General features: G+C 42.6%; 24 protein-coding genes. 23 read left to right on the plus strand and 1 reads right to left on the minus strand.

Features of this window, described 5'->3' with window-relative positions; translation table 11 throughout:
* Window positions 1–218: 218 nt before the first annotated feature.
* The 16 genes from E2491_RS00010 (at window position 219) to E2491_RS00085 (ending at window position 13,767) form a co-directional block, all read left to right on the plus strand.
* Window positions 219–992, plus strand: coding sequence for a CheR family methyltransferase (locus tag E2491_RS00010; RefSeq protein ID WP_134371344.1), 774 nt, complete (start codon window positions 219–221; stop codon window positions 990–992).
* 100 nt (window positions 993–1,092) lie between these two features.
* Window positions 1,093–2,265 carry a chorismate synthase gene (gene aroC, locus E2491_RS00015; RefSeq protein ID WP_134372230.1) on the plus strand — a complete coding sequence of 391 codons (1,173 nt, stop codon included), beginning with the start codon at window positions 1,093–1,095 and terminating at the stop codon, window positions 2,263–2,265.
* Between the two features lies 1 nt (window position 2,266).
* Window positions 2,267–3,337, plus strand: coding sequence for a 3-dehydroquinate synthase (gene aroB, locus E2491_RS00020; protein WP_134371345.1), 1,071 nt, complete (start codon window positions 2,267–2,269; stop codon window positions 3,335–3,337).
* A gap of 57 nt (window positions 3,338–3,394) precedes the next feature.
* Window positions 3,395–3,769: a chorismate mutase gene (gene aroH / locus E2491_RS00025; protein ID WP_134371346.1), complete on the plus strand. Its 375-nt coding sequence runs from the start codon at window positions 3,395–3,397 to the stop codon at window positions 3,767–3,769.
* A 21-nt stretch (window positions 3,770–3,790) separates the two neighbouring features.
* Window positions 3,791–4,876: a histidinol-phosphate transaminase gene (gene hisC / locus E2491_RS00030; RefSeq protein WP_134371347.1), complete on the plus strand. Its 1,086-nt coding sequence runs from the start codon at window positions 3,791–3,793 to the stop codon at window positions 4,874–4,876.
* A 13-nt stretch (window positions 4,877–4,889) separates the two neighbouring features.
* Entirely contained in the window at window positions 4,890–5,990 is a 1,101-nt protein-coding gene (locus E2491_RS00035) for a prephenate dehydrogenase (protein ID WP_134371348.1), read from the plus strand.
* A 12-nt stretch (window positions 5,991–6,002) separates the two neighbouring features.
* On the plus strand, window positions 6,003–7,286 hold the full coding sequence (gene aroA / locus E2491_RS00040) for a 3-phosphoshikimate 1-carboxyvinyltransferase (protein ID WP_134371349.1): 1,284 nt from the start codon (window positions 6,003–6,005) through the stop codon (window positions 7,284–7,286).
* Between the two features lie 224 nt (window positions 7,287–7,510).
* The gene (locus E2491_RS00045) at window positions 7,511–8,767 is read left to right on the plus strand and encodes a tetratricopeptide repeat protein (protein ID WP_244093836.1); all 1,257 of its coding nucleotides are present in this window, start codon (window positions 7,511–7,513) and stop codon (window positions 8,765–8,767) included.
* A gap of 19 nt (window positions 8,768–8,786) precedes the next feature.
* The gene (locus tag E2491_RS00050) at window positions 8,787–9,326 is read left to right on the plus strand and encodes a ReoY family proteolytic degradation factor (protein WP_134371350.1); all 540 of its coding nucleotides are present in this window, start codon (window positions 8,787–8,789) and stop codon (window positions 9,324–9,326) included.
* Between the two features lie 176 nt (window positions 9,327–9,502).
* Window positions 9,503–9,964 (plus strand): YpiF family protein, encoded by a 462-nt coding sequence (locus tag E2491_RS00055; RefSeq protein WP_134371351.1) that lies wholly within the window; start codon window positions 9,503–9,505, stop codon window positions 9,962–9,964.
* A 149-nt stretch (window positions 9,965–10,113) separates the two neighbouring features.
* On the plus strand, window positions 10,114–10,623 hold the full coding sequence (locus E2491_RS00060) for a Rieske (2Fe-2S) protein (protein WP_134371352.1): 510 nt from the start codon (window positions 10,114–10,116) through the stop codon (window positions 10,621–10,623).
* Window positions 10,624–10,640: 17 nt separating this feature from the next.
* Window positions 10,641–11,315: a menaquinol-cytochrome c reductase cytochrome b subunit gene (gene qcrB / locus E2491_RS00065; RefSeq protein ID WP_134371353.1), complete on the plus strand. Its 675-nt coding sequence runs from the start codon at window positions 10,641–10,643 to the stop codon at window positions 11,313–11,315.
* 40 nt (window positions 11,316–11,355) lie between these two features.
* Window positions 11,356–12,120, plus strand: a complete 765-nt coding sequence (locus E2491_RS00070; protein ID WP_134371354.1) for a menaquinol-cytochrome c reductase cytochrome b/c subunit — start codon at window positions 11,356–11,358, stop codon at window positions 12,118–12,120.
* 50 nt (window positions 12,121–12,170) lie between these two features.
* Window positions 12,171–12,776 (plus strand): lipoprotein heptaprenylglyceryl N-acetyltransferase LhaT, encoded by a 606-nt coding sequence (gene lhaT / locus E2491_RS00075; protein ID WP_134371355.1) that lies wholly within the window; start codon window positions 12,171–12,173, stop codon window positions 12,774–12,776.
* A gap of 41 nt (window positions 12,777–12,817) precedes the next feature.
* Window positions 12,818–13,033, plus strand: coding sequence for a sporulation protein YpjB (locus tag E2491_RS00080; protein WP_166805739.1), 216 nt, complete (start codon window positions 12,818–12,820; stop codon window positions 13,031–13,033).
* Between the two features lie 56 nt (window positions 13,034–13,089).
* Window positions 13,090–13,767 (plus strand): zinc metallopeptidase, encoded by a 678-nt coding sequence (locus tag E2491_RS00085; RefSeq protein WP_134371357.1) that lies wholly within the window; start codon window positions 13,090–13,092, stop codon window positions 13,765–13,767.
* Between the two features lie 68 nt (window positions 13,768–13,835).
* Here E2491_RS00085 and E2491_RS00090 read toward each other — a convergent pair whose 3' ends face one another.
* Window positions 13,836–14,705, minus strand: coding sequence for a YitT family protein (locus E2491_RS00090; RefSeq protein WP_134371358.1), 870 nt, complete (start codon window positions 14,703–14,705; stop codon window positions 13,836–13,838).
* Window positions 14,706–14,827: 122 nt separating this feature from the next.
* On the opposite strand from E2491_RS00090, the gene E2491_RS00095 reads away from it, so the two are divergent.
* Genes E2491_RS00095 through E2491_RS00125 form a run of 7 tightly spaced genes read left to right on the plus strand, consistent with a single transcriptional unit; the run spans window position 14,828 to window position 20,322 of the window.
* Window positions 14,828–15,163: a nucleotide pyrophosphohydrolase gene (locus tag E2491_RS00095; RefSeq protein WP_134371359.1), complete on the plus strand. Its 336-nt coding sequence runs from the start codon at window positions 14,828–14,830 to the stop codon at window positions 15,161–15,163.
* Window positions 15,163–15,960: a 4-hydroxy-tetrahydrodipicolinate reductase gene (dapB, locus tag E2491_RS00100; RefSeq protein WP_134371360.1), complete on the plus strand. Its 798-nt coding sequence runs from the start codon at window positions 15,163–15,165 to the stop codon at window positions 15,958–15,960. Before E2491_RS00095 ends, dapB begins: the two co-directional genes overlap by 1 nt.
* A 14-nt stretch (window positions 15,961–15,974) precedes the next feature.
* Window positions 15,975–16,358: a methylglyoxal synthase gene (locus E2491_RS00105; RefSeq protein WP_134371361.1), complete on the plus strand. Its 384-nt coding sequence runs from the start codon at window positions 15,975–15,977 to the stop codon at window positions 16,356–16,358.
* Window positions 16,345–17,037 (plus strand): bacillithiol biosynthesis deacetylase BshB1, encoded by a 693-nt coding sequence (bshB1, locus tag E2491_RS00110; protein ID WP_134372234.1) that lies wholly within the window; start codon window positions 16,345–16,347, stop codon window positions 17,035–17,037. Before E2491_RS00105 ends, bshB1 begins: the two co-directional genes overlap by 14 nt.
* A gap of 2 nt (window positions 17,038–17,039) precedes the next feature.
* The gene (bshA, locus tag E2491_RS00115; protein ID WP_208528021.1) at window positions 17,040–18,179 is read left to right on the plus strand and encodes an N-acetyl-alpha-D-glucosaminyl L-malate synthase BshA; all 1,140 of its coding nucleotides are present in this window, start codon (window positions 17,040–17,042) and stop codon (window positions 18,177–18,179) included.
* Window positions 18,176–19,378: a CCA tRNA nucleotidyltransferase gene (locus E2491_RS00120; RefSeq protein WP_134371363.1), complete on the plus strand. Its 1,203-nt coding sequence runs from the start codon at window positions 18,176–18,178 to the stop codon at window positions 19,376–19,378. The genes bshA and E2491_RS00120 overlap by 4 nt, the downstream gene beginning before the upstream one ends.
* Window positions 19,348–20,322, plus strand: coding sequence for a biotin--[acetyl-CoA-carboxylase] ligase (locus E2491_RS00125; protein ID WP_134372236.1), 975 nt, complete (start codon window positions 19,348–19,350; stop codon window positions 20,320–20,322). The genes E2491_RS00120 and E2491_RS00125 overlap by 31 nt, the downstream gene beginning before the upstream one ends.
* The last annotated feature ends 182 nt before the right edge of the window (window positions 20,323–20,504 follow it).

Consider the following 20,504-nt stretch of genomic DNA (forward strand, 5'->3'; position numbering starts at 1 on the left):
CTGATCCACCTTCATTATACAAATAAAACATGTATAACAGAGGAACCAGAGAAAAATCTGGTTATCTATACTATACGAGCGTAGGATGGACCTCCTGCCCGGTTTTTTTACAAAATTTCAGAAAAAAATCACTAAACAGTGAATTATAATAGCATTTAATCCATCCTTTTCTTATACTTTAACTAATCCATTTTTACTAAACTAAACGAGGTGCGGCTATGACACAGGACTACACTGAATTTGTAACCTTTATCAACAAAAAAACAGGAATCGATCTTTCTTTATATAAAGAAGCCCAAATGAAAAGACGCCTTACTTCTCTATATGAAAAAAAGGGATACGGCTCATTCAGGGATTTTTCAGACAAGCTGAATGCGGATCAAGGCTTACTTGATGAATTTCTTGACCGTATGACGATCAATGTGTCGGAGTTTTACCGGAATGCAAAGAGGTGGGAGGTTCTTCAAAACAGGATCCTGCCTGAACTGCTGAAGCACAACAGTAAATTAAAAGTATGGAGCGCTGCCTGTTCGACAGGGGAAGAACCATATTCGCTGGCTATGGTGATGTCAACACATCAGCCGTTAAACCAAATTTCAATTACTGCATCCGATCTTGATAAAATTGCACTTGAAAAAGCCAAGGTAGGACTTTACGCTGAACGCGCCCTGGCTGAAGTATCGTCTGACATCAAGCGAAAGTACTTTCTCCAGCAGGGGGCCTTTTATAAGGTCTCTGATGAAATTAAGCGGGTAGTGAGCTTTAAGCAGCAAAACCTTTTAAATGACCGTTTTGAATCAGGTTATGACCTGATTGTGTGCAGAAATGTCATGATTTATTTTACTGAAGAGGCAAAAGATGCGCTTTATCATAAATTCAGTCAGGCTTTAAAGCCTGGTGGGATTTTGTTTGTCGGGTCAACCGAGCAGATTTTTAATCCGTCGAGATACGGTTTTGAAACCGCAGATACGTTTTTTTACCGGAAAGTATAGTTTGTAAAAGCGCTATTTAGACTACATAGTTCAGAAAAAGTATGATAGACTGTATCAATAGAAAAAATGCTTTAACGAGTTGAAGGGGGAAAGTGTTATGATGAGATACTTAACAGCAGGTGAGTCACACGGACCTCAGCTGACTACCATTATCGAGGGTCTTCCGGCTGGTCTTGCACTTGTGGCGGAAGATATTAACGAACACCTGGCCAGAAGACAAAAAGGATATGGCCGTGGGCGCAGAATGCAGATTGAGAAAGATCAGGCACAGTTGCTCAGCGGGATCAGGCACGGAAAAACACTCGGATCTCCCGTGGCGCTGGTCGTGGAAAATAAAGACTGGACACACTGGACTAAAATCATGGGAGCGGACCCTTTAACAGAGGAAGAAGAAAGCGAAGTTAAAAGAAAGATTTCTCGTCCGCGTCCCGGACACGCTGACTTAAACGGCGGCATCAAATACGGTCATCGTGATATGCGAAATGTTCTTGAACGTTCTTCTGCACGTGAAACGACTGTTAGGGTCGCAGCCGGAGCAGTGGCGCAGAAACTATTAAATGAACTCGGCATTTCTGTTGCCTGTCATGTCAAAGAAATCGGCGGAGTTAAATTAGAACAGGAAAGAGAATTATCGGCAGCAGAAATCCGCAGTCTTTCAGAAGAAAGTGAAGTAAGATGCATTGATCCCGATACTTCAGAAAAAATGAAAGAAGCGATCGATCAGGCCAAAAAGAATGGTGATTCAATTGGTGGAATCGTTGAAGTCATTATTGAAGGTGTTCCGGCAGGAGTTGGCAGTTACGTTCATTACGATCGTAAGCTGGATGCGAAAATTGCCGGTGCCGTTATGAGTGTTAATGCCTTTAAAGGTGTTGAATTCGGACTCGGGTTCAAAGCTGCAGAAATGTTCGGGAGTCAGGTTCATGATGAAATCGCGTGGAATGAAGAGAGCGGATATTATAGAAAATCCAACCGTCTTGGCGGTTTTGAAGGCGGTATGACCACTGGTATGCCGATTGTTGTAAAAGGGGTTATGAAACCGATCCCTACTTTATATAAACCGCTTGAAAGTGTTGATATTGATACAAAAGAAGCGTTTACTGCAAGTATTGAGCGATCGGACAGCTGTGCAGTTCCGGCTGCAGCGGTAGTGGCTGAAGCGGTTGTAGCATGGGAAGTGGCGAAAGCACTTTGTGAGCAGTTTGAAAGTGACCGTTTTGACCGTCTGAAGGCATCTATTGATGAGTACCGGTCTTATACAAAGGAATTTTAAAATGGAAACCATTCACATTCAGTCGTCACAGGGGACCTATCCGGTTATGTTGGGGGACGGGGCACTTGACTCGTTAAATGAAGTGACCCAAAGCCTGAATCCCGCTTGTACCTCGTTTTTGCTGATTGCCGATGAGACTGTATATTCACTGCACAAAAAGTATGTTGACTCCTATTTGGATCAGCTGGACGCAGTTGTGCATCTCGTTCCCTCAGGTGAACAGGCGAAATCGTTTCGTTGCTACGAAAAAGCGATCGGCGCGGCACTGGAAGCAGGACTGGACCGGCATTCCGTCATACTAGCACTCGGAGGCGGCGCAACCGGAGATCTTGCGGGGTTCGTAGCGGCTACTTATATGAGAGGCATCCGCTTCATTCAAATTCCGACGACAGTCCTTGCCCATGACAGTGCAGTAGGCGGTAAAACAGCCATCAATCACCCGCTTGGTAAAAACATGACCGGGAGCTTTCATCAGCCATCAGCTGTGATTTATGACAGCCGTTTTCTTGATACACTTCCTCTAAATGAACTTCGTTCAGGTTTTGCTGAAGTGATCAAACATGCGCTCATAGCTGATGAGCTGTTTTTGAAGGAATTAATGAAAAGTCTTCGATCCTTTGAAAAAATGGATCCAGCGTTTCTCCTTTATTGTTTGAAGCGTGGAATCGAAATCAAAAGAGATATTGTTGAACTTGATGAGAAAGAGCTTGGTGTCAGAGCATTTCTTAATTTTGGCCATACCTACGGCCATGCTGTTGAAGCCTGGTCAGGATACGGAAATAAAACACACGGCGAGTGTGTGATGATCGGAATGGTATTTGCCTTATACGTAAGCAGAAATAAAAGGAACCTTTCTTTTGATATTGATTCGTTCAGGTTATGGATTAAACAGCTGGGGTACGCTGATGTATTCAAAAGTGCGCCGTTTAATGAAATGCTAACCCTGATGAAGAAGGATAAAAAAACGATCGGTAAAAAAGTGCGTTTTGTTCTCCTTTCTGAAGTTGGAAACCCTGAACTTGTGCCTGTTTCCGGGGAGGAACTCGAGGAAACGTTTCGTCTTTTAGGATAACAGACCGTTAAGTGCTCAATGTCAGTTACCTGAATTTATATAAGAAAGGAAGATTTAATGATACGCGGGATTAGAGGAGCAACAACTGTAGCAAATGATTCAGAGCAGGAAGTGATTCTCTCTACAGAATCACTTCTGTTAGAGATGATTAATCAAAATCATGTAAACCCTGACCAGACAGCCTCTGTATTTATTTCAGTAACACCCGACCTCGTTTCGGCTTTTCCTGCAAAAGCTTTAAGAAAAATTCACGGTTGGGATTATGTTCCCGTTATGTGTATGCAGGAAATTCCGGTTGAGGGATCATTACCAAGGTGCATCAGGGTAATGCTGCATGTTAACACTGAAGTGAAGCAGTCGGATATCATTCATATCTATCAGAGGGATGCAGTAACACTTCGCCCTGATCTAGTAAACAATTCTAAACTTTGAAGTTGAAAGGCAGGAAATACGGTGGATATTAAACAGCAGGTCAGAAAACTTTCACCTTACAAACCAGGTAAAACATCAGATGAAGTGAAAAGAGAATTCGGTTTGACTGAAATTATTAAGCTCGCATCAAATGAGAATCCTTTTGGATGTTCGGAAAAAGTGACGGAAGGAATCCGTTCTGGAGAATTTAATTTTGCTCTTTATCCTGACGGTGCAGGCTCTATTCTGAGAACTGCGCTCGTTGACCACTATGGCCTTCAGCCTGAGCAGTTTATTCTTGGAAACGGATCGGATGAAGTCATTCAGATTATTTCAAGGGCCTTACTTGAACCGGGTAAAAATACTGTCATGCCTGCGCCTTCCTTCCCGCAATATAAACACAATGCAGTAGTTGAAGGAGCAGAAGTAAGAGAGATTCCGCTTGTGAACGGTGCTCATGATCTTGATGCCATGGCTGAAGCGGTAGACAGTCAAACCGCAGTCGTCTGGGTATGCAGCCCGAATAATCCGACGGGGGTTCTTGCAGAAACCGGAAAACTCAAGGCGTTTTTGGACAAAATCCCTGAAAAAGTACTCGTTGTGCTGGATGAAGCTTATCATGAGTACGTTACAGATGAGGATTATTACAACGGCATTCAATTAGCGGCTGAATATCCCAACCTGATCGTGACAAGAACCTTTTCAAAAGCATATGGACTTGCCGGCTTCCGCGTCGGGTATGGAATTTCAAGTCCTTCCGTCATCCAGGCGCTTGAACCGGTGCGCGAACCATTTAATACAAGTACACTGGCGCAGTTTGCTGCTGCAAAAGCGCTGTCTGATCAGGATTTTATTGAAAAATGTAAGCTTGAGAACACAAAAGGACTCCGTCAGTTTGAAGATTTTTGTCAAGCATTCGGATTAAGCTACTATCCGTCACAGGGAAATTTTATTCTGATTGATTTTAAGCGTGATGCCGATGAATTATTTAACATTTTACTGCAAAACGGATTAATTGTGAGAAGCGGGAACGCTTTGGGCTTCCCTACAAGCCTTCGCATCACAGTCGGTTCAGAGGAACAGAATAGCAAAATTATTTCCGTTTTGACTGAGACCATTAATTCTTAAAGGTTGTGAAAGTATGAAAGGAAATGTATTAATCGTTGGCCTCGGACTGATAGGCGGATCTCTTGCACTTTCGATTCTTAAGGAACATCCGGATGCAAGGGTTAGCGGATACGATATCCGTGAGAAAGAAATGAAGCTAGCTAAGGCAATGAACATGATTACTGAGGAAGCGTGTAACCTGCAGAAAGAAGCTGAAAAGGCAGATCTTATCATGATTTGCACGCCGGTTGATCAGACCGTCCGGATGATGGGAATGCTTTCCGATTGGAACCTGAAAAAAGATGTGATTGTAACAGACGTAGGTAGTACGAAAGCGTTGATCATGGAAAACAGCCACATCCTTTCTGACAAGGGAATTACATTTATCGGTGGACATCCGATGGCCGGTTCGCATAAGAGTGGTGTTTCTGCAGCTAAAACATTTCTTTTTGAAAATGCTTTTTATCTGCTTACTCCTTCAAAAGGAGCAAACGGCAGTGTAAATAAACTTAAAGAGTGGCTACATGGCACGGGCGCAAAGTTTCTTGTTGTTGAGCCTAAAGAGCACGATTATATAACCGGAATCGTCAGCCACTTTCCGCACATTATTGCCTCTTCGCTTGTCCATCAGGTGAAAAAGCATTATGAAAAACAGCCGCTCATTTCCAGAATGGCAGCGGGTGGATTCAGAGATATATCAAGAATTGCCTCATCTAACCCGACGATGTGGACTGATATTACCATTCATAATATTGACATACTCCGTATGCTGCTGAATGGCTGGAAAGAAGAAATGGATGACGTTCTGGATCTGCTTGAAAAAGCCGAACCTGCCTCAATCTTTTCCTACTTTGAAGAGGCGAAGGAATTTCGTGATAATATGCCAATTCTTCAAAAAGGCGCAATCCCTTCGTTTTATGACCTCTTCATTGACGTGCCGGATTACCCCGGTGTCATTTCTGAAATAACCGGACTGCTGGCTTCGGAACATATAAGTATCGTTAATCTAAGGATCATGGAGACACGCGAAGACATATACGGCGTCATGTCGATCAGCTTTCAAACCGAGGAAGACCGAAAGCGTGGAGCCGAATGTATTACTGCACACACAAAATATGATGTGTTTACCGTATAAAGGAGTGCCACTATGAAATCATTGCATTTTAAAGACTCAGTGTTAAACGGAGAAATTCAGGTTCCGGGTGACAAGTCCATTTCACACCGTTCAATCATGTTCGGTGCCATCGCTGAAGGAACGACAACTGTAACAGGATTTCTTAAAGGGGATGACTGCCTGAGCACGATTGACTGCTTCCGCAAGATGGGGGTGCGGATTGAGGAAAATGATGACAAGATAATTATTCATGGAACAGGTTTCGATGGACTGAAAGAACCTTCAGAGGTACTTGATACAGGAAATTCGGGAACGACCACTAGGCTGCTGCTTGGAATTCTTGCAGGCCGCCCGTTTCATTCTGTCATCCAGGGGGATGAATCCATTGCCAAAAGGCCGATGAAAAGGGTTACCGATCCATTGCGTAAAATGGGCGCGTCCATTGATGGGAGAGAGGACGGCGAGTACACACCACTATCCGTCAGAGGTGGAGACTTACAGCCGTTTGATTTTACTTTGCCTGTTGCGAGCGCGCAGCTGAAGTCTGCCCTGATATTTGCAGGCTTGCAGTCAGAACATGAAACAAAAATCACGGAACCTGAGAAAACAAGAGATCATACTGAACGGATGATCCGACTGTTTGGCGGCGACATTAAAAGAGAGGATGATACAATCATTATCTCCGGTGGACAATCCTTCAAGGGAAGAGATATTCACGTACCTGGTGACATATCCTCAGCTGCTTTCTTCCTCGTAGCAGGAGCTATAACACCAGGCAGCTCAATAGAATTGAAAAATGTAGGATTAAATGAAACGCGCACCGGAATTATTGATGTGTTAAACCAGATGGGAGCTGACATCCAACTGAGCGAAGTAACAGAGGATGCAGAGCCGGCCGGAACTGTAACGATCAAATATTCATCTCTTAAGGGCTCGGAAATCAGTGGAGCACTCATTCCAAGACTTATTGATGAGATCCCAATTATCGCTTTAATGGCAACGCAGGCCTCAGGTACTACCATTATCAAAGATGCTGAAGAGCTGAAAGTCAAAGAATCAAATAGAATTGACGCAGTCGTTGAAGAACTGTCGAAGCTTGGAGCAGATATCAAAGCGACCAATGACGGAATGATTATTAACGGTCCTGTAAAACTCCAGGGTGGAGAGGCTGATTCGCGTGGAGACCACCGGATCGGAATGATGCTGGCTGTTGCATCTTTATTGACAGAAAACCCTGTTTCAATTAAAGATATAGACTGTATCAGCGTGTCCTATCCGTCATTTTTTGATGATCTGCAATCCGTCATTAAAAAATAATTATCAATACTGCTTTGTGACATCTTTAATATGAACTGTTGAGTTTGAACATTCAACAGCATGGTAAAAGAGCGGTCCATACCGCTCTTTTTTACTTGTAAATGATTTGAAAACGAATAAAGGTTTTTTGATCATAAATGGAGAATATAAAAGAACAGGGTTTTTAGTTGAATAACTGATAAAGTTCTCTTATTCTTTTTACAGAATGAATAGAAAGAGGGATAATGTTGAGTGCACTAGACCGGTTAATCCGAAATCTTGAACAGGGTCACCTAGAAACAGCGATGGAGGATTTCAGTCAGCTGAAAAACACAGGGACGGATGACGAAAAATTCGATGCAGCAGAGGAGCTTTTTGCTCTTGGATTTCTCGATGAATCCAGGCAGTTGTATGAACAGTTAATGGATGCTTATCCTGATGAAAAAGAGCTGGTTATCCTGCTCGCTGAAGTATATACAGAAATGGATCAGACAGAAGAATCACTTGTATTACTGGAAAGAATCACAGCTGACAATGAATTTTTCCCCCGTGCGATGCTGCTGTCAGCGGATATTTATCAGATGCAGGGGCTGTATGAAGTCAGTGAACAAAAGCTATTACAAGCGAAGAAACAGTTACCGGACGAACCTGTTATCCAGTTTGCGCTTGGAGAATTGTATAATGAACAGGGACGCTTTTTAGAAGCGATCAGACACTATAAACAAATTAACCTTCCTGAGATGGCAGGTGTCAACATTAACCGCAGACTCGGTGAATGTTACAGTGCAGGCGGTTCATTTGAAGACGCGCTGCCTTATTATGAATCAGCGCTTGAAGATGAACGGGATGTACAGACGTTGTTTGAATATGCCTTTACTGCCTACCAGGCGTCTCATTATCAGACAGCAAGTTCTGTGTTTGAAGAACTACTTGAAATGGATCCGGAATATCACGCAGCCTATCTGCTTCTAGCCCGCGCATATGAGCATGATGAAGAGCTCGAAAAAGCACTTGATGCGGCTGAAGCAGGTGTCAAATCCGACCCTTTTCACAAGGAACTATTTTTAACGGCAGGGAAACTTTCATTAAAACTTGGACTTGAACAGAAAGCTGAGGAATTCATGCGTCAGGCGATTGCACTTGATCCTGACTACCTTGAGGCGGCACTCGTTTTAAACCGGATTCTCATTCATCAGGAGAGAGCTGATGAAGTACTTGAAGTAATAGAAATAGTCCGAAACTCAGGTGAAGATGATCCGCAATTTAACTGGGATGCTGCTAAAGCATATGAATGGCAGGAACAATATGATCAAGCACTTGAGGAATATAAAAAGGCGTACGTGGTATATAATGATCATACCGACTTCCTTGCTGATTACGGCTCTTTCCTCCTTGAAGAAGGAAGAAGAGAGGAAGCGCGCGTTATTTTCGAAAAACTGATTAAACATGATCCGTCTAACGAAGAATGGCAAATGACGTTGGACAGTCTGAGTCAATTTTAAGTGCAGAGGAGGGAATATCATGGCTGCATCTGTTTCAATAAATGAGAAAAAGGATTTTATCCGCTGGTTTCTTGCCCATTATCAGCTTAAGAAGCGTGAATCCGTTTGGATCCTGAACTATCTGATGAGCCACGATCAGCTGATGGAACATCTGCATTTTGTTGAAGAAGCCCAATATTGCCCGAGAGGTATCGTCATGTCGACGAATTGTACCGATGATGTCCCCTTCCGTTTTTACAAAGGGAATGTGATGACAACAGACGCGGAAAAATCGTTTCATGATATTCGTCTTCACCGTGATGATGATATTTATATTCAATTGAATTTTCAAGCGTCACTTTCCACTCACCAGTATGCAGCTGTTCTTGAAGAGAATCCTTTCATGCCAAAATACGTGAAAATAACGGATAAAGACAGAATTCTGGCAGAACAGTTTCTAAAGGAAAGTCTGTCCTCCTTTAAAAAAGAGCATCTGATGAAGGAAATCGATCGTGCACTTGATAATCAGGATTACGAACGATTTCAGGAGCTTACTTCTGAATTGAAAAAAAGTTTTTAACACGAAACACTGATTATTTAACAGTTCTGAAGCTGTCACACCAGGCTGACAGTTTTGGAATTGTTTTTTTGTGTGGATTTTCAGAAAAGCTTATGGATTTTGACCAAATCCTGCATAACTGAGACACAAATGATAAACTATGTATGAGATAAAGCGTATGAAAGAGAGGCAACGATATGATTTGGAGTGGAAAGGAAATTACCCTGTATTTTCAGGAGAAAAAATATATTGATACGGTAACAGTGCCGCTTTTGCCGGTCAGTTTTGGTGAATCGTCAAGACAGGAAGCCGAACAGGGGGAGTTTATACCATTACTCACTTCTTTACTCGAGCGGCAATTTAAAGGGCGGATGCTTTTACTTCCTCCATTCACTTATTTTTCAACAGAATCAGATGAGCAGAAAAAACAGCGGCTTAATGATTGGGTTCTGCAATTTAAAAAAGAAGAGTTCAAAAATATTATTTTTGTCACTGCTGATCCATTCTGGCGGGGGCATGAGCAGGAATTTGACGCGGAGATTATCTGGATGCCGTCTATTCCGATGGAGCATATGGATGCGAAATATAAGCAGAAAATTGTCGATGATCAGGTCAGTCAGCTGGTCAAACTAATCGTCCAGAAATGGCAGGCGAACTAACGTTCAAAAAAACTTCACATTGTTGAAATGAAAAGGCTTAACCGATTATTGACCTTGTTAATATATTGATATATCATGGATATGTCCTAGTTATATATTTGTGCGAAAAATGTCCGATGGACTGACCTGAAGATAGAGGGGGGAAACAAATGAGTAACCAGCGTGTTTCACGCCGTCAATTTTTGAATTATACACTGACGGGTGTAGGCGGTTTCATGGCAGCAGGAATGCTGATGCCAATGGTTCGTTTTGCGATTGATCCTGTATTGACAGCTGAGGCTGGCGGAGACTTTGTCTCAACAGGAACAACATTAGAAGAACTGTCTGATGTACCAACTCGTATTGACTTTTCATACGAACAGAAAGATGCATGGTATACATCTGAGGTAACGCAGACAGCATGGGTGTATCTTGATGAACAGCAGAATGTTGTTGCACTAAATCCGACTTGTAAACATTTAGGATGTACAGTGAACTGGGAAGGAACAGAAAGTGAACCAAACCGTTTCTTCTGCCCATGTCACAATGGACTTTATGAGAAATCAGGTAAAAACGTTCCAGGTACGCCACCAACTGCTCCTCTCGATATGCTTGAAGCAAGAGTAGGCGATGACGGGATTCTGCAGCTTGGACAAACTGTACCAAACACAATTGCATAGTAAAGGAGGCGTAATGGGTGCTAAACAAGATTTATGATTGGGTCGATGAACGGTTAGACATTACCCCGATGTGGCGAGATATCGCTGACCACGAAGTGCCGGAACACGTAAACCCGGCGCATCACTTCTCAGCTTTTGTTTATTGCTTCGGAGGACTTACCTTTTTCGTAACCGTAATCCAAATTCTTTCCGGAATGTTCTTGACCATGTATTATGTACCGGACATTGAAAATGCATGGCGCTCTGTTTATTACTTACAGAACGAAGTGGCATTCGGCGTCATCGTACGCGGTATGCACCATTGGGGAGCCAGTCTCGTAATCGTGATGATGTTCCTTCATACACTTCGTGTATTCTTCACAGGTGCTTATAAAAAACCACGTGAGCTTAACTGGGTTGTAGGTGTACTTATCTTTTTTGTAATGCTTGGACTAGGCTTTACCGGTTACCTTCTTCCATGGGATATGAAAGCACTGTTTGCTACGAAAGTAGGAATTGAAATTGCTGCTGCAACACCGTTTATCGGTGAGCAGATCAGGGTTCTTCTTGCAGGAGATACGACTATTCTTGGTGCTCAGACACTGACTCGTTTCTTCGCGATTCATGTTTTCTTCCTGCCAGGTGCATTACTTGGTCTGATGGCAGCCCACTTTATCATGATTCGTAAGCAGGGTATTTCAGGCCCGCTGTAAAAAGACCGAACCACTTGGACAATAAAAAGGAGGGAAAACTATGCATCGCGGAAAAGGGATGAAATTTGTAGGCGATTCGCGTGTCCCTGCGAACCGCAAACCGAATATTCCTAAAGACTATTCGGAGTTTCCGGGTAAAACGGAAGCATTCTGGCCAAACTTTCTATTAAAAGAATGGCTGGTGGGCTCAGTTTTCTTAATTGGTTTTCTATCGCTTTGTGTAGCCCACGAACCGCCGCTTGAGCGTGTAGCGGATCCAACGGATGCAGGATATATTCCTCTTCCTGACTGGTATTTCTTATTCTTATACCAGCTTTTAAAATATGATTTCGCATCTGGACCATATAACGTAATTGGTGCATTTGTTATTCCTGGTATTGCATTTGGAGCGTTGTTACTTGCTCCGTTCCTTGATCGCGGACCGGCAAGAAGACCGGGTAAGCGTCCACTTGCAACAGGATTTATGCTTCTTGGTGTTGCAGCAACGATTTTCCTTACTTGGGAATCAGTTGCTTATCACGATTGGGAAACTCAGCGTTCCCAGGGTGAGATTGTTGCTGAAGTAGAAGTGAATACGGAAGCAGCGGGTTATGCAATCTATGAAGAACAGGGTTGTATTAACTGTCACGGCGCCAACCTTGAAGGTGGGGCAGGACCTGCTCTTGGAGAAACGGGACTGTCACCTGAAGAGATTGCAGAAATTGCTGTGAATGGTCAGGGTTCAATGCCTGCTGGACTATTCCAGGGTACGGATGAAGAATTGCAGGAGCTTGCAAACTTCCTTTCTGACCCAGCTGCTGAATAATAAAAAAAGAGTCGGGAAACCGGCTCTTTTTTTTACGAGGAGAGAAATAAATGAGAGAGTTTATTTATTCCTGGCTGGAAAACCGGATTTTCTTATGGCTATTGTTTTTAGTCAATCTGGGCGGCACGATTTACGGTTATATCTGGTATGAACCGCAATTAGCCGAAACGGAACCGGTCTTTTACATATTCGTACCGGATAGTCCAACAGCAAGTCTCTTTTTTACGATCGTTATTTTCTTTTATTTGATTGGTAAGAGGTGGAGGCTGATGGAAGCGCTCGCGATCATCACGCTGTTTAAATACGGGATCTGGGCTGTCGTTATGAACTTCTTAACCTGGCAGGTAACGGGTAATTTAACCCCGGACATGTGGATGTTAATATTCTCACATTCGGCAATGGCTTTGCAGGGTCTTCTTTATGCACCTTACTATACTTTTAAAGTCTGGCATCTGATCGCAGCCGGTATCTGGACACTGCATAATGACGTCATTGATTATGTATTTATGCAATACCCGGTTTACTCGCGTCTGGAAGAGATGATCATGGGTATCGGTTATTTTACTTTCTGGCTCAGTGTTACTTCAATCTTTATTGCATGGTTACTCGTCCTTAGAAATAATCGTTATGAAAGATCTTTACAGTTGACGACTTAATGAAACATCCTCTGCATAATTTAGATTATGGAGGGGAGTCTATGTACAATTTAACGGTTTTATTATCGGGATCATTCATTATTCACACTCTTCAGGATCTGATCCGCTTCATCATTAATGTTTCAGAAAGCATGCACCCGCTGCTGTTTCTGGGGTTATTTATCTCAACTTCGGTCATATCAACGTTGAGCTATGTTTCATGGCGAAAATATGTCGGAGAAAGAAATAGAAAGAATATTCGTGATCATAACAATTGACACTAAATGTTCAGCAAAGGTAAAATTTAATCAAACAAATGTAATGGAGGGTCTGAATGGAAATTTTGATTTATTTCGCACTGATCCTGATTTTGCCATTGTGGGCAAGCAGCCGTGTGAAAAAGACGTACAAAAAGTATTCAAAAGTTCAGACGACGGCAAATATGACAGGTGCCGAGGTAGCAGAACGAATCCTTCATGATAACGGGATCTATGATGTGACTGTAAAACCTGGTAAGGGGTTTCTAAGTGATCATTATAATCCGCGTACGAAGGAAATTGTATTATCGCCAGAGAACTATCATGGCATGTCAGTTGCAGGTGCTGCAGTAGCAGCCCATGAGGTAGGACACGCTATTCAGGATGCACAGGACTATGCTTTCCTGAGATTCAGACATAAGCTGGTTCCTGTTGCAAATCTGGGCTCAAACTTTTCATTTATCCTTATTCTTGCGGGGATTTTATTGAGCTCAGCAGAATTCATGTTAGGTGGAATTGTTTTCTTTGCAGCAGCAGTATTGTTCCAGTTTGTAACGCTGCCGGTAGAGTTTGATGCTTCCAATCGGGCTATGAATGAAATGGTCAGCTCAGGGTTGATCCGTAATGAAGAAGAGCCTCATGCGAAAAAGGTTTTGAATGCTGCAGCTTTAACTTACGTAGCAGCAGCGCTTGTTGCATTGCTTGAACTGCTTCGCTTCATCCTGATGTTTGTTGGAATGAACGGAGACGATTAATAAAAAAAGACTGCTGCTGCAGTCTTTTTTTACTTTTTTTGTATGCATTAGAGCTTTTTAAAGCGTTTTTATATGTCAATTGGTTTTTTGTTCTCGTCTAGTGTGAAGCCTTCGCCGAGTACATCGTGAACGTCTGTGACAGATACAAAGGCGTGAGGATCAACAGATGTAATGATATTTTTAAGACGGACAAGTTCATTTCTACCGACTACGCAATACAGTATTTCCCGCTGTTCTTTAGAATAATGGCCATACCCGGTTAGTACTGTTACACCACGATCCATTTCAGAAGCGATTTTGTCAGCAATCTGTTTTTGCAAAGGTGAAATGATCATGGCACCTCTTGCTGTGTATGCGCCTTCCTGCATGAAGTCAATGACTCTAGCCCCGACAAAAACAGCTACAAGCGTATACATCCCTTCCCTATAGTTCAGATAAGTTAGAAGTGAGAGAAGGATGACACCTGCATCAAAAACGAACATGGTTCGACCCATACTCCAGCCGAAATATTTTTTGCCAAGACGGGCGATAATATCCACCCCACCTGTTGTCCCTCCGTATCTGAAAATAATGCCTAGTCCGATTCCGATAAATGCACCGGCAAACAGTGCTGCCAGAAACAAATCATTTGATAACGGAATGCTGAACTGATAAATATAAAATATCTCCAAAAAGATTGATACTCCGACTGTACCAATTAGTGTATACAGAAACGATTTTCTCCCTAAAAGCTTCCAGCCGATTAAAAATACAGGAATATTCAGTAATAAGTTCGTTATGGAAGGTTTCCAGTCGAAAATAAAGTATAATAAAAGCGTAATTCCCGTGAAACCTCCTTCAGCTAAGTTGTTCTGAATGTTAAAATGAACAATGCCAAAGCTGAATACAGCGGATCCGAATAAAATAAATAAAATATTTTTAAATTTTAAGCCAAACAAAAAAGTTTCCCCCTTTCTTTTACATGAAATATTTTGGATAAACGGATACACTGAACCTTTGTTAAACCACAAATAATTATAGACGAGGTATATACATAATAGCAATGCAGGGAGAGATGAAAATGAAAAGTGAAAAAACAATCGTGGACATGCAAAAGGAAGTAGACGATTACATAGGCCAGTTTAAAGAAGGTTATTTCAGTCCTCTTGCCATGCTTGCACGGATGTCAGAAGAACTTGGAGAGCTGGCACGTGAGATTAATCATCATTATGGAGAAAAGCCGAAAAAGAAAACCGAAGATGAAAGCACTATTGAAGAAGAGTTGGGAGATCTGCTTTTTGTCCTTACATGTTTTGCAAACGAACAGGGGATCAGTCTTGAAAATGCCCATAATCGTGTCATGAAAAAATTTACTACGCGTGATAAAGATCGCTGGACCAAAAAGGAGGAAGCCTAATGGAAAAAATATCAGTTGTGATTGCAGGACCGAGAGGGAAAATGGGAAGGGAAGCAGTTCGTCTTGTCGAACAGTCTGAGCACCTTACGCTTGCAGGTGTGATTGACCGTAAATATGATCAGCAGCTTTTAAGTGAACTGGACGGATTCAGTTCCGATGTAAAAATATATACGGATCCTGCTGTCTGTTTTGATGAAACGATACCGGATGTACTGGTCGATCTGACCACACCTGAAACAGGTTATCTCCATGCCAGAACAGCTCTGCAGCACGGCGTTCGCCCGGTGATCGGAACGACAGGTTTTACTAAAGATGAACTTGATGAGTTGAAGGAGCTTTCGAAAGAAAAAAAGCTTGGCACCATTATTGCTCCGAACTTTGCTGTAGGTGCCATACTGATGATGAAATTTTCACAGATGGCTGCAAAGTACTTCAGTGACATTGAAATCATTGAAATGCATCATGATCAGAAACTGGATGCACCATCCGGCACGGCCTTAAAAACAGCGGAAATGATTCGTGAACAGCGTTCCTCCAAACAGCAGGGACATCCTGATGAAAAAGAAACGGTCCCTGGCGCAAGAGGGGCAGAAATAGATGGCATGAGGGTTCACAGTGTCAGACTTCCGGGTCTCGTCGCTCATCAGCAGGTTATGTTTGGAGGAGAGGGTCAACTGTTAACAATCCGTCACGATTCTCATGACAGAAAATCATTTATGTCGGGTGTTAAGCTTTGTATCGAAACGGTAATGAACCTTGAAGAACTTGTATACGGCGTCGAAAATATTCTGGATTAAGGGGTTGTTTTGATATGAGAATTGCACTGATTGCACACGATGAAAAGAAAGAAGAGCTTTTGACATTTGTTGACCTTCATAAGGAAGAGTTTGGGCTGCACGAATTATTCGCTACAGGCACGACAGGAAAACGAATTACAGAATTGACCGGTCTTCCGGTACACCGATTTAAGTCAGGTCCTCTTGGTGGAGACCAGGAGATTGGTGCGAGGATCGCCAATCAGGAACTGGATGCTGTTTTCTTTTTCCGTGATCCACTGACGGCACAGCCTCATGAACCTGATGTATCAGCACTCGTCAGACTCGGTGACGTATATAAAATTCCGATGGCTACCAACATTGGCACGGCAAAAATACTGATTCAGGGAATTATCAGAGGTGAGATTGAACATGGCTGATATTTTAGCAGTCGGCGCACATTCCGATGATATTGAAATCGGGATGGCCGGTTCGCTCCTGAACTGGTCTGGACAGGGGAAAACCATTGTTCTCTGTGATCTGACCCGTGCGGAACGCTCCTCTAATGGCACACCTGAAAATCGGCTGCTTGAAGCTGAAAAAGCAGCGGCTCTTTTAAGTGCCGATAAAAGAATTAATCTCGGAATGCCGGACCGGAATATTCAGCTGAATGAAGAAAATGTAAACGCGCTCGTAAGCGTGATTCGTAAGGTGAAGCCTAAGGCAGTGTTTGCTCCTTATTATATTGATCGTCATCCTGATCATGGAAACGCCTCGAAGCTTATAAAAGAAGCTGTTTTTTCAGCAGGGATACGAAAAATTTTACCGGAGGATGCACCTCATAAGGCGAAGCTTTATTATTATATGATCAATGGTGTACATAAACCGGATTTTGTCATTAATATATCCAGTCAGATCGTGCGTAAACAGGAAGTACTGATGGCTTATAAAAGTCAATTCACTCCTTTAGACGGTGTAGAAACTCCACTCACCGATCAATATATAGAAAGTGTGATCGCAAGGGACAAAGTGTTTGGAAAAGAAGCAGGCGTGAGTTACGCAGAAGGTTTTATCAGCCCTTTTCCTCTCATATTGAATCGTGAAATGCTAGGAGACTGATTATGAAATTAAAAATCGGCATAACCTGTTACCCGACAGTTGGAGGGTCCGGCGTTATTGCAACAGAGCTTGGAAAACTTCTTGCTGAAAAGGGACATGAAATTCATTTCATCACATCAAGTATTCCATTCCGACTGAATAAAATGTATTCAAATATTTACTTTCACCAGGTTGAGGTGAACCATTATTCTGTCTTCCAGTATCCTCCCTATGATATTGCACTGGCAAATAAAATGGCGGACGTGATTGAAAGGGAAGACCTTGATATATTGCACGTTCATTATGCAATCCCTCATGCGGTATGTGCCATTTTAGGAAAGCAGATGGCTAAGTCGAACGTTAAAATTGTGACGACACTTCACGGTACGGACATTACAGTGCTCGGTGTCGATGATACGCTAACAAAAGCCATTCGCTTTGGGATAGAGGGTTCTGATGAGGTAACAGCAGTGTCCCACGCGCTTGTTGAACAGACAAGCAGTCTGATTGCGCCGGATAAGACTATTCATGTGTTATATAATTTCGTGGATGAACGGATCTACCGGAAAGTTCAATCTGACTATTTGAAAAAGGATTACGGGATTCAGCAAAATGAGAAAGTGATCATCCATGTATCCAATTTCCGAAAGGTGAAGCGTGTCACGGATGTCATCGACGTATTTGCCAGGATCAGGTCTGAGATGCCGGCGAAATTAATTCTAGCCGGTGATGGTCCGGAAATGTCAGCAGTCTTAAAAAAAGTCGATGAATTGAAGCTGAAAGAATCCGTTTTATTTCTCGGAAAGCAGGATAACCTTGAGGAACTGTATTCAATCAGTGACCTCATGCTGCTATTATCAGAAAAAGAAAGCTTTGGGCTTGTTGCACTTGAAGCAATGGCTTGCGGTGTCCCATGCGTTGGAACAACTGCAGGAGGCATTCCTGAGGTCATATGGGACGGAATCAACGGTTATACAGCCGAAGTAGGGGATATTGACACATTAAGTGAAAAAGCAATCCGTCTGCTCGATGATGAAACACTTCATACCTCATTTTCAAGGCAGGCAGTTGTCACCGTCCAAAACGATTTTCACTCCAGTACCATCGTCAAGCAGTATGAGAAACTGTACCTGAGTCTTTTGGAAGAGGGTAGTCTCCCGTGAATCAATTATTCGAACAGGCAAAACCTGTTTTGAAAAGCCTTGAATCATCCGGCTTTGAAGCCTATTTCGTTGGAGGATGTGTAAGGGATTATTTACTTGACAGGGCAATCCACGATATAGATATTGCTACTTCTGCGACACCGGAAGAAGTAAAGAGTGTGTTTGAAAGAACGGTTGATGTAGGGATCAATCATGGAACAGTCCTCGTATTGACCGATCACGGTCAATATGAAATCACTACTTTCAGGACTGAGTCAGCTTACACAGATTTTAGACGGCCAGATCATGTATCCTTTGTCAGATCACTGGACGAAGATCTCAAAAGAAGGGATTTTACCATTAATGCGATGGCGATGACTGCTGATTACAAGATAATTGATTTATTTCAAGGGATGACAGATTTAGAGAGACAAGTCATTCGAACAGTTGGCTCTGCTGATGAAAGATTTTCAGAGGATGCCTTAAGAATGATAAGAGGAGCAAGGTTTGCAGCCCAGCTCGGGTTTTCACTGGATAATGACACCCTGCAGGCTATGACACAACTGGCTTATCTGCTTGAGCATGTCGCAGTTGAACGCAAACGCATGGAACTCGATAAGCTGCTTGCAGGAGCACATATGATTGCCGGGTTGAATGTCATGATGGAAACCGGGCTCTTACCTTATCTTCCCCGGCTTTTGGAAGGACAGGATACGATTGATCGTTTAACAAAAGTTGACTGGACTGTGTTAAACGGTGAAGAACGCCTGGTCCTTATATACGCTCTGGCTAATGAGGATCATGTGAAAAGGCAGCTGAAGGCATGGAGATATTCAAATCGTTTTATTCAAAAACTTCATTCCATTTATGACCTTTTGTCAGTCAGAAAAAAAGGATATTATCCAATTGAAATCCGCTATCAGTATGACCTGGATCATCTCATCTCGGCTGAAAGAATATACGCGGTTTTACATCATATTTCGCCTGATCTGGAAAGAATACGCAAGGATCATGAGAAAATGCCAATCAGATCTAAAAAGGATATAAAAGCAACCGGGACAGACCTGATCAGCTGGACAGGCCAAAAAGGCGGCCCATGGGTAAAAGAGGCGTTAAGCCAGATAGAGATGAACATTTTATATGAGCGATTAGAGAATAATGAAGCAGAGATTAAGGAATGGGTGAAAACATGGTTTCTGAAATCAGACGATCAATTTTAACAGCACTATCCTCAGGTAGTGACCAGTTTCTGTCGGGTCAGGAGCTTGCTGAAAAAGCCGGCTGTTCAAGGACAGCGATCTGGAAACATATTGAGGATTTGAGACAAGCGGGCTTTGTCATCGAATCTAAAAGAAAAAAGGGTTACCGTCTCGTGAGTAAAGGTGATTCGATAAAGGAAAGTGATTTATTGCTTGGTTTAAAGACTCAGACACTGGGCAGAACGGTTCATTATTTTGAATCGGTTGAATCAACTCAGAAAATTGCGCACCAGCTGGCACAGGAAAGAGCTCCTGAAGGTACACTTGTGATTGCTGAAGAACAGGTTACAGGCCGGGGAAGAATGGCCAGACAATGGCATTCTCCGAAAGGTACGGGAATCTGGATGAGCCTGTTATTGAGACCGCTCCTTCCTCCTCAGAAAGCACCTCAATTCACGCTGATTGCTGCTGTAGCGATCGTGGAAGCTATTAAAGAAGTTTGCGATCTGAAGGTGGATATTAAATGGCCGAACGATCTATTAATTGAAGGAAGAAAAGTAACCGGGATCCTGACAGAACTTCAGGCGGACAGTGAACAGATTCACTCTCTGATCATTGGAATGGGTATTAACGTGAATCAGTCCCGGGAAGATTTCACGTCTGAACTGAGTTCGATTGCAACTTCACTCGCCATTGAAGGCAACAGGCAGTTTTCTCGTTCTTCACTCATTCAGGCCATTATGAAGAAACTTGAAACGCATTATGCTATTTACATGGAAGAAGGTTTTCTGCCAATTAAGGCTAAATGGGAATCTTATGCTGTAACGATTGGAAGAACCATCACCGCCCGGACACTAAACGACGAGATTACAGGTTTTGCTTCTGGTATTACGGACGAAGGCATCCTGCTATTAGTCGATCAATCAGGTAAAACGCATAAAATTTACTCTGCAGATATCGAATAAAATTTTATTTTGGCAGGAATTGTGCATGATCTGTTATACTAACGGTGGGCAGTATCATTGTGAACTGCACCTTTGCCTATAGCTGAAAACAAAAAAATCTGCCTTGATCCATTGTGACAGGGACAGAGGATCGAAATGAAAACACGGTATCCTTCTGTCTACAACGGAAGGATTTATTTATG

It is taken from the genome of Jeotgalibacillus sp. R-1-5s-1 (assembly GCF_004405105.1).
Taxonomy (GTDB): domain Bacteria; phylum Bacillota; class Bacilli; order Bacillales; family Jeotgalibacillaceae; genus Jeotgalibacillus.

Coding starts and splice junctions, on each gene's coding strand:
- lhaT (WP_134371355.1), top strand. CDS start 12,171: ATGAGAGAGTTTATTTATTCCTGGCTGGAAAACCGGATTTTCTTATGG.
- E2491_RS00085 (WP_134371357.1), top strand. CDS start 13,090: ATGGAAATTTTGATTTATTTCGCACTGATCCTGATTTTGCCATTGTGG.
- aroA (WP_134371349.1), top strand. CDS start 6,003: ATGAAATCATTGCATTTTAAAGACTCAGTGTTAAACGGAGAAATTCAG.
- E2491_RS00010 (WP_134371344.1), top strand. CDS start 219: ATGACACAGGACTACACTGAATTTGTAACCTTTATCAACAAAAAAACA.
- aroB (WP_134371345.1), top strand. CDS start 2,267: ATGGAAACCATTCACATTCAGTCGTCACAGGGGACCTATCCGGTTATG.
- E2491_RS00045 (WP_244093836.1), top strand. CDS start 7,511: ATGTTGAGTGCACTAGACCGGTTAATCCGAAATCTTGAACAGGGTCAC.
- E2491_RS00035 (WP_134371348.1), top strand. CDS start 4,890: ATGAAAGGAAATGTATTAATCGTTGGCCTCGGACTGATAGGCGGATCT.
- aroC (WP_134372230.1), top strand. CDS start 1,093: ATGAGATACTTAACAGCAGGTGAGTCACACGGACCTCAGCTGACTACC.
- E2491_RS00080 (WP_166805739.1), top strand. CDS start 12,818: ATGTACAATTTAACGGTTTTATTATCGGGATCATTCATTATTCACACT.
- bshA (WP_208528021.1), top strand. CDS start 17,040: ATGAAATTAAAAATCGGCATAACCTGTTACCCGACAGTTGGAGGGTCC.
- E2491_RS00125 (WP_134372236.1), top strand. CDS start 19,348: ATGGTTTCTGAAATCAGACGATCAATTTTAACAGCACTATCCTCAGGT.
- E2491_RS00105 (WP_134371361.1), top strand. CDS start 15,975: ATGAGAATTGCACTGATTGCACACGATGAAAAGAAAGAAGAGCTTTTG.
- E2491_RS00095 (WP_134371359.1), top strand. CDS start 14,828: ATGAAAAGTGAAAAAACAATCGTGGACATGCAAAAGGAAGTAGACGAT.
- dapB (WP_134371360.1), top strand. CDS start 15,163: ATGGAAAAAATATCAGTTGTGATTGCAGGACCGAGAGGGAAAATGGGA.
- E2491_RS00050 (WP_134371350.1), top strand. CDS start 8,787: ATGGCTGCATCTGTTTCAATAAATGAGAAAAAGGATTTTATCCGCTGG.
- aroH (WP_134371346.1), top strand. CDS start 3,395: ATGATACGCGGGATTAGAGGAGCAACAACTGTAGCAAATGATTCAGAG.
- E2491_RS00070 (WP_134371354.1), top strand. CDS start 11,356: ATGCATCGCGGAAAAGGGATGAAATTTGTAGGCGATTCGCGTGTCCCT.
- E2491_RS00060 (WP_134371352.1), top strand. CDS start 10,114: ATGAGTAACCAGCGTGTTTCACGCCGTCAATTTTTGAATTATACACTG.
- E2491_RS00055 (WP_134371351.1), top strand. CDS start 9,503: ATGATTTGGAGTGGAAAGGAAATTACCCTGTATTTTCAGGAGAAAAAA.